Raw genomic sequence first — 13,928 nt, 5'->3', positions numbered from 1 at the left:
ACCAGATGAAAAAAAATGCCATCCATCCGGACCCCGGATATTATTCCACCTATATCAACCTTGTGCCGGATGTAGACATTAAAACCGCGCTGGAACAGTCGTTGCAGACACTGGACGAATTTGACGCCGCTGAACTGGAACCACTGGGCAACTATGCCTATAGCCCCGGTAAATGGACCTTAAAGAATGTATTGCAGCATATTACGGATACTGAGCGGGTGTTCTCCTTCCGCGCCCTGTTATTTGCCCGGAAAGATGTTCAGGTACCGCCAACGATGGAACAGGATGACTATGCGGCAAATGCAGAAATAGACGACCGGAGCGTATCTGAAATACTGGCAGAACTGAAAGCAGTACGTGCAGCCAGCATTATGCAGTTCAATAATTTATCCGACGCAGCGCTGTTAAGAACAGGTATGTGCTGGAAAACGGAGATGTCGGTACTTGCGCTGGGCTTTGCCATTGCCGGTCACCAGGCGCACCATCTGAACATACTCCGTGAGAAGTACCTCCAGCCCAATTCTAACATGAAGGTTAGTAGTTAACAATTAGTACTCCTCTTCTTTACACGGGTTAGCCGGACTAGCTTTGCCAGCATAAAATCATTATTTATGAAACGTCTGGAAAATAAGATAGCCCTGGTAACAGGAGGTAGTCGCGGTATGGGCGCCGCCATTGTAAAGCGTTTAGCCGGAGAAGGCGCCACAGTGGTATTCACCTATGTAAAGGGCGCGGCACCGGCAGCGGCGCTGGTAGAAGAATTAACCGCAAAAGGGCAGAAAGCTACTGCTGTAGCAGCAGACAGCGCTGATGTGAATGCAGTACTGGCCGCTGTGGATCATACGGTAAACAGTCATGGTCGTATAGACATACTGGTTAATAACGCCGGCACAGCCGTGATGAAAGAATTTTCCGAATATACGCTGGAAGACTATGAGCATACAATGGCCGTAAATACCCGTGCAGTGTTTGTAGCCACGCAGGCAGCCACGCGGCATATGGGCAGCGGCGGCAGGATCATTACCATTGGCAGTTGCATGGCCGACCGTGTGGTTGGTCCTCAGGGCACCCTGTACAGTATGAGTAAATCTGCCCTTACAGCGTTTAATAAAGGGCTGGCGCGCGATCTGGGTTCCAGGGGTATTACCACCAATCTAGTACAGCCGGGACCGGTAGATACTGATATGAATCCGGCTGATGGCCCTCATGCGGATTATCAACGTCAGCATATTGCGCTCGGGCACTATGGCACAGCCACTGATGTAGCTGACCTGGTAAGCTTCCTGGCAGGTCCGGAAAGCGGGTATATCAATGGTTCCGCGTTGACAATTGATGGCGGGTTGAATAGTTAATTTATCTTATTATAATAGTATAAAGGGAGAAGGGAAGACTTTTTAAGTCTTCCCTTCTCCCTTTTCATTACAAATATCGTTTTGCGTAAAGGAAATTCCTGATTTGATCACATGGTACGTTAATTAATATCAACCTTGCTGTTCAATTAACTGACCCGATATGAACAGGATCTATGACTAAAAAGCCCACTTTTAAAAAGGCCGGGGCCGCGCCATTCATTCTCATCCTGCTGATATTAGGAGGCTTGCTAACCGCCCTGCTGGCCACCAGTGTCTGGCAGGCATTGTTCCAGATTGTTTTAGTTATCCCGTTGGTAGTGATCACCTGGAAATTGCTGAAAGCGGAGTAAACGGTTTTTTGCCTGAAAATTTGGTAGAATGAAAAATACATTTACCTTTGTTGTATAAACAACAGTTGTAAATGTAATTATGAAACTGGAAGAGGAACTGAAGCAGACACGATTTAAGGACGAATACCAAAAAGCCATGCTGAATATCATATTTACCGGTAACTGGCTGGAGGTAGGGGCTTCTCATATGCTGAAGGAATATGATTTGTCCAGCCAGCAATTCAATGTATTACGGATACTTCGCGGAAGCAGGCCCAACCCGTTGAACCTGCTGGATATCCAGGAGCGGATGATGGATAAGATGAGTAATGCCACGAGGCTGGTAGAGAAGTTGCGCCAGAAGGGATTACTAACCCGTCAGCAGTGCGACAGCAACCGCCGGAAAGTGGAAATTGAGATCACTGATAAAGGACTGGCTTTATTAAAAGAGTTGGATCCTGTGATGGAAAAGAATCACCGGGAAGTAACAAAGAAACTGACCAAAGAGGAAGTGAATACCATCAACGAATTGCTGGATAAACTCCGTAGTTGATTTTTTTTGCCCTAACACTTGTATATACAATAAAAGTACAAACGCTAATAATAATTATACCTTTATGTTTAAACGATTGCTTCACACAGACGACAACCTTACCTCCTTTATCATCCGTATTACCGTAGCATTAGTGATGTTACCACATGGCGCGCAGAAATTACTCGGCATGTTTGGTGGTTACGGATTCAAAGCCACAATGGGTTACTTTACCTCCCAGGGCACACCTTCTATCCTCGCTTTCCTGGTAATATTCACCGAAAGTATCGGTTCATTGCTGATTCTTTTTGGATTTACCACCAGGATATGGGCGGCCATGCTGACCATCATCATGCTGGTAGCTGCGAATATTCACTCCCCTAACGGATTTTTCATGAACTGGGGCGGTACCCAGGCAGGTGAAGGCTTTGAGTATCATTTACTGGTAATTGGTATCAACATTGCACTGATCATCAAAGGCGCCGGACGCTGGTCCGTTGACCGTCAGCTTTCTAAATAATAATTAATCACATTCAATAAAAAAACAACCATGAAGAAAAGTTTCTTTTTCACCACCCTCCTGGTATTAGCCAGCATCGCCACTTTTGCGCAGGTAAAATGGAATGCAGATCCTGCACATACCAGCATCATCTTTGGCGTAAAGCACTTAGGATTGAGCTATGTACAAGGTCATTTTACCAAATTCAATGGCACCATTGAAACGGCCGACAGCACCAATTTCCAGAACGCGAAAGTAGATTTCACCGTAGATGCAACCAGCATTTCCACTGGTGTAGATCAGCGTGATGGCCACCTGAAAACAGATGACTTTTTTAACGTAGCAGAATATCCTTCCATTACCCTGAAAAGCGTTTCTTTAAAGAAAGTTGCAGGTGATAAATATGTATTGCTGGCAGATCTTACTATCCGCAATACTACAAAACGTGTAACCTTCGACGTTACTTACAATGGTGTAATTAAAGATCCGTGGGGTTTGAGAAGAGCAGGGTTCACTGCTAAAACTACCATCAATCGTCTTGATTATGGTGTAAAGTATGCAGACAAATTACCTTCCGGTGTATGGGCAGTAGCACCTACTGTTGATATCACTGTAAACGTAGAAGCAGTAAAGCAATAGTTACAGATTTAGATAGTGTTTTTGAGTAGCGTTCCCGGTGTAAGCCGGGAACGTTTTTTATTATCGGCAGGAATAATCAAATATGAACATCCAGCTTGTTTTGTACAAACTGTTTCTCTTTTTTCCGGATAGATTTATCGGTTTTAATAAAGTGTTCTTTCTTTTTTTCAACTAACCGGTACCAGTAATCGGCAGGAATGGCCCGGTTGGAGTGCAATTCCAATCTTACTGTTACATAATCAGGCGGATCACGTTTCAAATTGATTAACTGGCTTAACAGCGTTTCATCAATACTGATTTCCTCCGCAAATACCTTCCGCTTCTTCTCCAACAGTCCAACATATTCGCCCAGAAAATATCCGAATGACAAATCAGGATTAAAAGTATTGCCAGTTATATAATCTTCGAGCTGAAACCGTAGGCTCAATAAGCCACTGACCAGTTTATCCTTATCTGTTGCAGCCAATCGCCGTTCCTTTCTGGCCTGTGCCAACTGCACTGCGGCTTCTTTTTTTTGCTTTTCAGAGAGCTTAACCGGGAAAACAAAAGAGGATGCCAGTTCACCCGGGGATTTCTCGTTTCTTGATTTCTTTTGGCTCATAAAGTATATTTTGCGACAATGTTATTTAATGCATCCAGATCAAGGTAAAGCTGCCAGCCTGCATCCAGCATGCCATATTTTTTCATATAATGTTTTTTCAATGCAGTTTTTGGAACCAGCGAAACACAAGCATAAGGTCCATACCTGGCGAGTGCTGTCCGACCGGCAAAGGCTATCATACAACCCGCAATTCCTTCATACGGGCCATTTCGCCCTACATATTGCCTGGAAACTTCCAATAGTTTTATTTCTACCCGTTCTTCTTCCGGATAATATATCAAACATACTAATCCCAGAATGTTATGTTCTGGTGGCAAAACCAATTTATAAACTTCACTGCTTTTAACCAGTTTCTTCCAATCAAATGAAAACCATTCACCCGATACCGTTTTAAAATCTTCTTTTTCAATTAATTGAATCAAAACATCTATAGATATCCCGGATGATTTTTCTATGATCTTCATCCTTGAAATTACAAAAAAGTTGGCAAAATATGCCAACTTTATGTACTAAAAAAAAGCTATTCCTGGAGGAATAGCTTTTTCTTTTATGATCGTCTTATTTCTTCTTCGCTTTTTTCTTCACATTCGCCGCCGCTCTCTTCTTCACTTTCTTCTGTACTTCTTCCATTTCCCTGTTATGTTCATCCAGCAGGAGTTGCCAGTTGTCGTTGGGAATATCTTCAGAGAAGCTGATGGTTTCTCGGTAATCATCTTTATTGATCTTCATTTCAGTGATTTCCTTACCGAGGAATTGCTGGATTTCTTCGAGGATCGGTTTTTCTTCCGTGCTGCAGAAGGAAACGGCCTGTCCTTTCTGCACACCACGACCGGTACGCCCTACACGGTGTACGTAGTTTTCGGGAACATCGGGTAAGTCGTAGTTTACCACGTAGTCAACGTTGGGGATGTCGATACCACGTGCGTTTACGTCTGTGGAAACGAGTACTTTGATGTCGCCTTTTTTGAACTCTGCCATTACATCAAGCCGGTCGCCCTGCTCTTTGCCACCGTGCATGGTGAGGGATTTGATCCCGATACGGGCCATAGCGGCCATTACGCGTTCTGCACGTACTTTGGTACGTACAAATACGAGGATCTTGCTTTCCGGAAATTCCTTGATCAGTCTTTCCAGAAAGAAACGTTTATCATCCATTTCCACAAAGGCTACTGCGTGGCTTACATTTTTAGCAACAGGATCTTTGGGAGATATTTGTATGCGGATAGGGTTATTTACAACGGAATATGCCAGGTCCTTGATGTCTTTATTCAGCGTAGCTGAGAAAAACAGGGTCTGGTGTTCGCGGGGAATGTGTTTGATCACGTCGCGGATATCGCGTATAAAGCCCAGGTCCAGCATATGATCGGCCTCATCGAGTACCAGGGTTTGCACCTGGCTCAGGTCAATATGTCCCTGGTTAATCTGGTCGAACATCCGGCCTGGGGTGGCAATGAGTACATCCACGCCTTTTTCCAGTACTTTGATCTGGGGGGCCTGTTCTACTCCGCCTACGAGGGCCAGGATACTGAGTTCTGTATATTGAGCGATAGATTGAAAAACTTCTGCTATCTGGATGGCGAGTTCCCGGGTGGGCACCATTACCAGGCATTTCACTTCGTATTTATTTTTCCGGTAACGGCGGTCCTGCTGTTGCAGGCGGTGCAGGATAGGAATGGCAAAAGCCGCTGTTTTACCGGTACCGGTTTGTGCAATCGCCATTACATCGTCCCCGTTGAGGATGGAGGGAATGGCCTTAAACTGTATATCTGTAGGCTTTTTAAAGCCCATTTCTTCTAAACTTTCCTTTATTTCTGAGGAGATATTATATTGTTCAAATTTCATGTGACATCATTGGAAAGCACAAAGATAGCCAATAGCTGCTAGCTTTCCTTTTTTAACAAAATGCCGTGGAGAAGAAAGGAAATCCCTTCTTCTCCACGGCATTATACTTTACGGGGAAAGCTATTCTTTCACCAGTTGTATTTCCATGTTGAGTTTTACTTCGTCGCTGAGCACAATTCCTCCGGCTTCGGTGGTGGCATTCCAGCGTAGGCCGTAGTCGGCCCTGTGCAGGCGGCCTTTGAGCGCAAAACCGGCTTTTGTCTGACCATACGGATCTACGGTTACGCCCGCATGCACTACATCCAGTTCAATAGGATGTGTTTCGCCTTTAATGGTCAGGTCGCCGAGCAATTTGTATTTCTCGTCGTCAATTTTCTTCACTTTTTTAGAAACGAAGCTGATCTTGGGGTGATTGGATGCGTCAAAAAATTCGCCATTGCGCAGGTGTTCATCCCGTTGATGGTTTTGTGTGTCAATACTATCTGCTGCTGCCTCAAAAGAGATAGTGGCATCATGAAAATCGTCGCTTTCTGTTTGAATTTTCCCGGTAAACCGTGTAAAATATCCACTCACATTCGTAATCATGAGATGCTTAACTTTGAATCCTATTTCGCTGTGTGATTCATCAATTTTCCAGTTTGTCATAGCACATTGTTTTTTATGTTTTCAAAGACTTAATAAAAATAAGTGTAAATCACAGCAATGAGGTTGGACATTTCACCGGAAATGATGGACGATTATAACATTAACATTTCCTTACCAGATTTATTAAAATTCAATTAAATTTATTAGACAATTTTCCCGAAGATGCCATTTACGATATCACATGCAGCGATAGTTGTTCCCTTCATAAATACCTCCCGCAAATACCTGTCAGCAACCGGTTTAATCATCGGCAGTATGGTACCCGACTTCCTTTATTTCATTTTACTGAATCCATACTTCAGTGGCGGACATCAGTGGTGGGGAATTTTCGTATATGATATACCGTTAGCCCTGCTGCTCGCATATGTTTATCACCTCATTGTAAAACCGGTAGTGCTGCCATACCTGCCGGCATGGGCCAGCGACCGCCTCCATCTGTTCAGGCCGTTTAACTGGGATACTTATTTCCGCGAATATTACAGCGTGGTGATCTATTCTATCATACTGGGAGTACTCACACATTTCTTCCTCGATGCGTTTACGCATGAAGCAGGCGGATTTGTGTCACGTATACACTTTTTACAAAAGGATGTTACCATATGGCGGCATCCTATGAAAATGTGGTACCTGATGCAATACCTCAGTTCTGTAGCGGGATTACTGGTGATGTTATATTTCTTTCTGAAACTGCCGCGGGTAAACAATCTTCCGAAAGTATCCCTGCAGCTGAAAGCGCGCTTCTGGATTACGGTTGCCGTAATCAGCGGGTTAGTGTTACTGGTAAATGAATACTTTCACCATATCAACTGTAAGGGCATGGATTACCTGGCCACCGCGCTGGGCGGCGTTTTCTACGGACTTTTATTTACCGTGGGATGGTATTGGTGGGTTACTTATTCATCACGGTCTATGCGGTAACTCCATTCCATGCGGAGCGTATCCATGATGGCCTTATATTTCTCTTCCCGGCTGGTACCAATATAAATACCATTCACCTGGCCATTTTGCTCAGTGGTCAGCACAAGGATATCTTCATAATCGTTGGTAAAGAAACGCAGCAACTGGTTGGAAATACCGGTTTGTTCCTGCCAGTGCGTAGTAACAGCGGCGATACGTTCCGGCGTAAGGTCTTCCTCCAGATCAGTGAAGGCTGTGTATGGGAGTCCGCCCAGCGCGCCGTTCCACCAGGCCATCGACAGTAAAAAGTGCTCGGTTGTATCGGCGTCTGTAAACCACTCCACCCGTGCGCTGTCGTATGTGCCATATACCGGCGGGTCCGGTAATGTGAGATCTGCTTTGGCAATGCCCCACAGTACCACGGCCTGGTTCTCTTCATAAAAAATCAGGTGATCATCTTCCGAAAAACCAATTTCTCCCAGGGAAGTTAAACGGTTAAAACTATCGTTCACCATTTTGTTTTTACCTATAGCAAGATAGTATTGGCGCAGGGCTGCCGGCAACTGAAGCTGTAAGCGGGCTTCCAGTGCGGTTATTTCTGCAGCTGTGTAACCGTGATTGGCATCTTCCGGTAAGTTGTATAATTTGTGGATGATTTGTAGATAGTGCATGATAAAACAAACATACAAAGTAAAGTTGAAAACCACATGACCAGATACGTTGCATTTTTAAGAGCGGTGAATGTTGGAAAACGAACCGTTAAAATGGAAGACCTGCGCCGGCAGCTGGATACGGCAGGCTTTAAAAATGTAACCACCTATATCCAGAGTGGCAATGTGATGTTTGAATCCGGCAGCAATAATGCCGCGGCGCTGTCTGCAAAAATAGAAAAGCTGTTGCTGGCTACTTATGGCTTTGAAGTGCCCACCATTATCCGGTCGGTATCCGAACTGGAAAATGTAGTAAAACACACCCCGTTCCCCGGCGTGGTCCCGGATAAAACCACGCAGGTGTACATCACCTTCCTGTCTGGCGATGCCGGCGCACATGCCGCATCCGTAATCGCCTCGCTGCAATCAGCCGCAGAAACCCTGCATATGAAAGGCCGGGAAGTGTATACGCTGATCCATAAAAACCTGGAAGCAAAACCCCTCGATGTAATATCCCGGCTGGAAAAAAAGCTCGGACTGCCATGCACCACCCGCAACTGGGCTACGGTGAATAAGGTGATCTGGTAGCCGGATCCACATTTTTCCAGGTGAAAGTGTAAGTTTTTCCTACATACTGCAACTAACCCTGATAAATAAACTGCATGGACAAACCCGTATTTCTCGATACAATACAGCAGCACCAGGGCATCCTGCATAAGTTGTGCCGCCTGTACCGCGACAGCCGGGAAGACAGGGAAGACCTGTTCCAGGAGATGATCTATCAGCTTTGGAAATCCTTTCCTTCTTTTGAGGGCAACGCCCGCATCAGCACCTGGATTTACCGGGTGGCGCTTAATACCGCCCTGGCCGATTTCCGCCGGAAGAAACCCGATATCACCTATACAGATAGCTTACCGGAACAGCCCGACAGCGCCAATGATGCGGCGTCCGTGCAACAGGAACAGCTTTTTGCCGCGCTCAAACAACTGAGCGATGCAGAAAAAGCCATCATCGTATTATACCTGGGCGATATGAGCTACCAGGAAATTGCCGACATCATCGGGATTGATGAAAATTATGTGGGCGTAAAACTTAACAGGATTAAAAGTAAGATCAAAAATATTTTAAAATTATAAACACATGGATCCTTTAAAATCAGCATGGGACAATGCCCCCACCCCCAGCCGGAATATTTCCGCCATTATCGGCAAACATACTTCTCCCGTATTAAGAGATATCAGGAAACAGGTGATAATGGAAGCCATCGGGTACACTATTTTCCTGGTGGTATACTACGATTTTTTTGACGGCGATAAAAAACCTTTTTACCTGAACCTGCTGCTGGTGATTTCAGTATTATGTATGCTGGCCCAAAGCGTTACTGGTTATGTATTGGCCCGTCAACCGGCTGTGAAATATAACCTCCTGGAGAGCATGCGGAAAAAACTGCACAACATCAGAAAGTATGCAGTGATTTCCATCTTCACAAAAATCCTTGCCTTTGCAGGTATCTTTGCGTTCTTTCTGGTTACCATTCGCTGGACCCAACAAAAGTACCTGATATTGATTCCCCTCGTTATCATTATGGTTGTACAGGCGTATTTCCAGTGGAAAATATGGGCAGGAAGAATTTACCGGGTAAGGCAAACACTGGAAGAGTTAAACCAGTAAGAAGATTTGATGGTGGTAATCTCTGGCAGAAATAATAGCTTTATGGCTGTAAAATGAGCCTATGCACCGTGTGAGGAAAATTTGTTTTATTTTATTATTGTTAGGAATAATAACGGGAGATAGCTTCGCTATTAGCTATCCCATCAGATACCTGGGTATAGAGGACGGTCTTTCCAACAACGCCGTTACCAGCGTATACCAGGACCACAAAGGTTTTATGTGGTTTGGTACTTACGATGGACTGAACAGGTTTGACGGTTATAAATTCAGGATTTACCGGAATAAAATTAATGACAGCAGTTCCCTCGTAGATAATGGCGTATACACGCTGGCAGATGATATCCATCACCAGCTGTGGGTAGGCGGGCGCAGAGGCGTATGTGTATTCAACCCGGTGAGTGAAAAATTCACATTGCCCCGCTACCTCCCCTTTCGCAGCAGCACTTCCCGGATCATCAGCGAAAATACCCATACCATCAGATCAGACGAAGCCGGCAATATTTTAATCGGCACCGAAAAAAGCGGGCTGTTATTGTTTAACAGCCGGGAGTCTGCTGGTAAACAGATCCCTTTGGCAATAGATCGCGGCGATATTACCGATTACGAAGTAACCGCCATTGAATTCAGTGGTACCTCCGCCTGGGTATTTGTGCAACATGTAGGTTTATGCAAATATGATATTGCCAGGCAACAGTTAACTATGATCAGCAGGGATATCACCCGGGGCAACACGCTGACTGTAGATCAGGCAGGCAACATCTGGCTGGGCACCGATGCAGGGGTATTCCGCTACGTTCCTTCCACCGGCAGGTATTCGGAAAATGTGCTGCCGGTAAACAGCAAGGTGGTGAATCTGTACATCGATAAAGACGGGATCATGTGGAGCGCCTCCGATGGTAACGGCATTTACCTGGTAAATACTTCCAACAGTACCGCCAAACCCTTTACCACCGCCGATGAGCAACAACTGAGCAGCAATGCCGTGTACTCCATTTATGAAGACCGGCAAGGCCGCAAATGGATCGGCACCCTGCGCGGCGGCATCAACATCGTAGAACCCAAACGCAACCCGTTTGAATTAAATATGCCCAACAGGGACCCGGTGGCCCGCGTTGTGGACAATTTCATCTTTTCTTTTTGTGAAGACAACCACAAAAATATCTGGATAGGCACCGATGGCGGTGGCCTCAAATACTGGAACAGGGAAAGCAATACCTGGACTACCTATAAACATACCGGCAACAGCAAAACAGGTATCAGCAGCAATTTTATTACCTCCATTATCCAGGATGTCCAACAGAACCTGTGGATTTCCACCTGGTTTGGCGGCATAAACAGGTATAACGCCGCCACCGGCGTCTTTGAACATTTTGTATGCTTTAACCCCTACACCCGCACCGCCGAAAATAATGTGTGGACCGTGTATGAGGACCGGCAGCAACAACTTTGGGCCAGCACAACGAATAACGGTACCCTGTACCGGTTTAACCGCCAGGAAAACCGTTTCGAACTTTTCGACAGCAGCCTTGTAAACCTGCAATGCCTGGCCGAAGACCAGGACGGTCAGCTGTGGGGAGGGAACTATTCCACCCTTATCCGGATAGACCGTGACCGGAAACAGCACCGGCGTTTTAACATCGGTTATACCGTGCGCTCCATTCACCAGGATCAGAACGGGACGTTTTGGGTAGGCACCGACGGCGGCGGATTATTGAATTTTGACCGTAAAAACGGAAATTACACACGATTTACCACCTCAGAAGGGCTTCCCAGCAACTCCATACTGCGGATGCTGGAAGACAAAACCGGTAACCTGTGGCTCAGTACTTTTAATGGGTTATCGAGGTTTGACCCAAAGAAAAAGAGCTTCCGTAACTTTTCTGCCTCCGATGGACTTCAGAGTAACCAGTTCAGTTTCAACGCCGCCCTGAAGCTACAGTCCGGCGAATTGCTGTTTGGCGGAATCAAAGGATTCAATATTTTTTACCCGGACAGCATCTATTCTCAAACCACCATCCCCCCGGTTTTATTAACCGCCGTTAAAATTAATAATACCTCTGTGACCGAACTGGATCAATATGTATCCAAACGGAGCCAGGAAGAGATCCGGGAAATCACTGTGCCTTACGACAAGGCCACCATTGCATTTGACTTTGTAGCACTGGAATATACCTTGCCGGATAAAATCAGTTATGCCTACCGTTTAAAGGGATGGGATAATAACTGGAACTATGTAGGGCAAACCAGAACGGCCAACTATACCCACCTGCAGGAAGGCAGCTATATTTTTGAAATCAAAGCCAGCAACGCCGACGGTGTATGGAGCAATGCCATACACACTATATCAGTGGTGGTATTACCCCCGTGGTACCGGACCTGGTGGGCTTATCTCCTGTACATCAGCAGTATTATGGCCGCTGTTTATGCGTACACCCGGTATAAGGCGCGGGAAGAACGGTTGAAATATGAGATTAAGCTGGCGCACCTTGAAAATGAAAAAGAGAAAGAGTTAAATGAGAAGAAATTATCCTTCTTCACCAATATTTCCCATGAATTCCGGACACCGCTTACACTGATTATTACCCCGCTGAAGGAGCTGCTGCAAAATCAGGAATACCCTGATCTGAGTGTAGTATACCGCAATGCCCGGCGCCTGCTTAGCCTGGTGGATCAACTCCTGCTGTTCCGTAAAGCCGACCGGGAGGGCGATCAGCTGAACCTGTCCAGGCTCGACATTGTGCACCTGTGTAAGGAAGTATACCAATGTTTTTCCCAACAGGCCCGGATGAAACAGATCGACTACCGCTTTGAGTGCCGGGATACACAACTGGAGATATATGGCGATAGTGAGAAGCTGGAAATCGCTGTATTTAATCTTCTTTCCAATGCGTTTAAATTCACCCCGGAAAACGGCAGTATCATTTTTGAAGTAACCAGCGACGACGCAGATGTTACTATTATTATAAAAGACAGCGGCTGCGGCATTGAAGGCAGCGCCGGCAACCGGATCTTCGAAAAATTCCAGCGGGCGCAGGACCAGAAAGAGTCGCTGCAAACAGGCTTTGGTATTGGCCTTTACCTGGTAAAGCACTTCATCGACAGTCATCATGGCAGTATCACCTACCAGAGCGAGGTAAATAAAGGCACCGCTTTTCACATTACCCTGAAAAAAGGAAGCCGGCATTTTGCCGGGGTGCTGTTAAGGGAAGATGCCCCACAGAAATCTGCTTTCCTGGAAGAACTGACCACCGTTGCCACCTTGCCCCAACCGGAAATCCGTGAAGCCGAAGGCACTACCACCACTATTACTGAAAAAAAATCGATCCTGCTGATCGATGATCATGATGAAATAAGGCAATATCTCCGGCAGCTGTTCAAAGACAGGTTCATTGTATATGAGGCTGATAATGGCACCAGCGGGTTTGCTGCAGTACAGAAATTTATGCCCGACCTGGTGATCAGCGATATCCAGATGCAGGGTATGGACGGGGTGGAGCTATGCAGCAAAATCAAACAAACAGACACCGTGAGCCATATCCCGGTGATCCTGCTTACCGGGTCTTCCGCGGCGGATACGCGGCTCCGCGGTCTTGAAGGAGGGGCAGACGACTATATTACCAAGCCATTTGACAAAGACCTGCTGATGGCCAAAGTGAATAACATCATTAAGAACCGTAACCTGCTGCAGCAGTATTTCTTTGACCGTATCACCCTCAAAAACAGTAACATTAAAGTACCCGCGGAATACCAGGACTTCCTGAAGCGGTGTATAGAAATTATTGAAGACAACCTGGAAAACGAGGAATTCTCCATTAAAAAGTTCACCCTCGAAATCGGGATGAGTCATTCCAGTTTGTATAAAAAGGTAAAATCCATTTCCGGTCAAACCATTAATTCCTTCATCCGGTCCATCCGTCTCCGGAAGGCCGCCGTTTTGCTGCTCAAGGAAAACTACACCATTACACAGGCAGCCATGCAGGTGGGCATTGGCGATGTGAAATACTTCCGCGAACAGTTTGTAAAGCTGTTTGGAATGAACCCTTCCGATTATGTAAAGAAATACCGCCATTCCTTTAACCGGGACTTCAATGTGACTGAAAACTAAGGGGTAAATTCCTGTATTTAGCCGTGGCTGGCACTTTAAGGATATCCGAGGCAAGCGCCCCGGTAGAAATACCCCTGTGATATTTTACGATTTTACCCCCTTTTTTAAATGATTTACCCCCTCTATGATGTCTGCCCGGCATAGTACATTGCGGGTATCATGAAAA

16 protein-coding genes are annotated in these 13,928 nt (G+C 45.8%); 11 read left to right on the top strand and 5 right to left on the bottom strand.

Translation table 11 applies throughout. The features are described 5' to 3' along the window. Positions 1 to 5 precede the first annotated feature (5 nt). The 6 genes from PV783_RS06225 to PV783_RS06200 all read left to right on the top strand — a co-directional run bounded on the left by PV783_RS06225 (position 6) and on the right by PV783_RS06200 (position 3,351). On the top strand, positions 6 to 545 hold the full coding sequence (locus tag PV783_RS06225) for a DinB family protein (RefSeq protein ID WP_420987427.1): 540 nt from the start codon (positions 6 to 8) through the stop codon (positions 543 to 545). A gap of 66 nt (positions 546 to 611) precedes the next feature. Beyond that, on the top strand, positions 612 to 1,352 hold the full coding sequence (locus tag PV783_RS06220) for a 3-oxoacyl-ACP reductase family protein (RefSeq protein ID WP_420987426.1): 741 nt from the start codon (positions 612 to 614) through the stop codon (positions 1,350 to 1,352). 173 nt (positions 1,353 to 1,525) lie between these two features. Then, on the top strand, positions 1,526 to 1,702 hold the full coding sequence (locus PV783_RS06215) for a hypothetical protein (protein WP_420987425.1): 177 nt from the start codon (positions 1,526 to 1,528) through the stop codon (positions 1,700 to 1,702). A gap of 79 nt (positions 1,703 to 1,781) precedes the next feature. Then, positions 1,782 to 2,234 (top strand): MarR family winged helix-turn-helix transcriptional regulator, encoded by a 453-nt coding sequence (locus PV783_RS06210; RefSeq protein ID WP_181784984.1) that lies wholly within the window; start codon positions 1,782 to 1,784, stop codon positions 2,232 to 2,234. Positions 2,235 to 2,298: 64 nt separating this feature from the next. Next, on the top strand, positions 2,299 to 2,733 hold the full coding sequence (locus tag PV783_RS06205; protein ID WP_111576892.1) for a DoxX family protein: 435 nt from the start codon (positions 2,299 to 2,301) through the stop codon (positions 2,731 to 2,733). Positions 2,734 to 2,763: 30 nt separating this feature from the next. After that, entirely contained in the window at positions 2,764 to 3,351 is a 588-nt protein-coding gene (locus PV783_RS06200; protein ID WP_079469592.1) for a YceI family protein, read from the top strand. 76 nt (positions 3,352 to 3,427) lie between these two features. Here the strand turns inward: PV783_RS06200 and PV783_RS06195 are convergent, their stop codons facing one another. The 4 genes from PV783_RS06195 to PV783_RS06180 form a co-directional block, all read right to left on the bottom strand. Then, entirely contained in the window at positions 3,428 to 3,952 is a 525-nt protein-coding gene (locus PV783_RS06195) for a hypothetical protein (RefSeq protein WP_079469593.1), read from the bottom strand. After that, complete coding sequence (locus PV783_RS06190) at positions 3,949 to 4,416, bottom strand: hypothetical protein (protein WP_420987423.1); 468 nt, start codon at positions 4,414 to 4,416, stop codon at positions 3,949 to 3,951. The genes PV783_RS06195 and PV783_RS06190 overlap by 4 nt, the downstream gene beginning before the upstream one ends. A gap of 94 nt (positions 4,417 to 4,510) precedes the next feature. Beyond that, positions 4,511 to 5,794, bottom strand: coding sequence for a DEAD/DEAH box helicase (locus tag PV783_RS06185; RefSeq protein WP_420987422.1), 1,284 nt, complete (start codon positions 5,792 to 5,794; stop codon positions 4,511 to 4,513). Positions 5,795 to 5,914: 120 nt separating this feature from the next. Continuing rightward, positions 5,915 to 6,439 carry a YceI family protein gene (locus PV783_RS06180; RefSeq protein WP_079469595.1) on the bottom strand — a complete coding sequence of 175 codons (525 nt, stop codon included), beginning with the start codon at positions 6,437 to 6,439 and terminating at the stop codon, positions 5,915 to 5,917. A gap of 162 nt (positions 6,440 to 6,601) precedes the next feature. Between PV783_RS06180 and PV783_RS06175 the strand changes: the two genes are divergently transcribed. Continuing rightward, a complete protein-coding gene (locus PV783_RS06175) occupies positions 6,602 to 7,357 on the top strand; it encodes a DUF4184 family protein (RefSeq protein WP_420987421.1) in 756 nt (251 codons plus the stop codon). Here PV783_RS06175 and PV783_RS06170 read toward each other — a convergent pair. Then, positions 7,333 to 8,007 (bottom strand): SMI1/KNR4 family protein, encoded by a 675-nt coding sequence (locus PV783_RS06170; RefSeq protein ID WP_143313559.1) that lies wholly within the window; start codon positions 8,005 to 8,007, stop codon positions 7,333 to 7,335. The genes PV783_RS06175 and PV783_RS06170 overlap by 25 nt on opposite strands. 36 nt (positions 8,008 to 8,043) lie before the next feature. Between PV783_RS06170 and PV783_RS06165 the strand changes: the two genes are divergently transcribed. From PV783_RS06165 to PV783_RS06150, 4 genes are all read left to right on the top strand, one after another. Beyond that, entirely contained in the window at positions 8,044 to 8,574 is a 531-nt protein-coding gene (locus PV783_RS06165; RefSeq protein ID WP_079469598.1) for a DUF1697 domain-containing protein, read from the top strand. A gap of 74 nt (positions 8,575 to 8,648) precedes the next feature. Then, the gene (locus tag PV783_RS06160) at positions 8,649 to 9,122 is read left to right on the top strand and encodes an RNA polymerase sigma factor (protein ID WP_420987420.1); all 474 of its coding nucleotides are present in this window, start codon (positions 8,649 to 8,651) and stop codon (positions 9,120 to 9,122) included. 4 nt (positions 9,123 to 9,126) lie between these two features. Next, positions 9,127 to 9,657, top strand: coding sequence for a hypothetical protein (locus PV783_RS06155; protein ID WP_420987419.1), 531 nt, complete (start codon positions 9,127 to 9,129; stop codon positions 9,655 to 9,657). A 97-nt stretch (positions 9,658 to 9,754) separates the two neighbouring features. Further along, positions 9,755 to 13,762 carry a hybrid sensor histidine kinase/response regulator gene (locus tag PV783_RS06150; RefSeq protein WP_420987418.1) on the top strand — a complete coding sequence of 1,336 codons (4,008 nt, stop codon included), beginning with the start codon at positions 9,755 to 9,757 and terminating at the stop codon, positions 13,760 to 13,762. Positions 13,763 to 13,928: the final 166 nt, after the last annotated feature.

Origin of the sequence: Chitinophaga sp. CC14, from assembly GCF_048957795.1 — a bacterium.
Classification (GTDB): domain Bacteria; phylum Bacteroidota; class Bacteroidia; order Chitinophagales; family Chitinophagaceae; genus Chitinophaga; species Chitinophaga ginsengisegetis.
The sequence above is the reverse complement of the archived record's forward strand: the minus strand, read 5'-3'. Positions and strand labels throughout refer to the sequence as shown.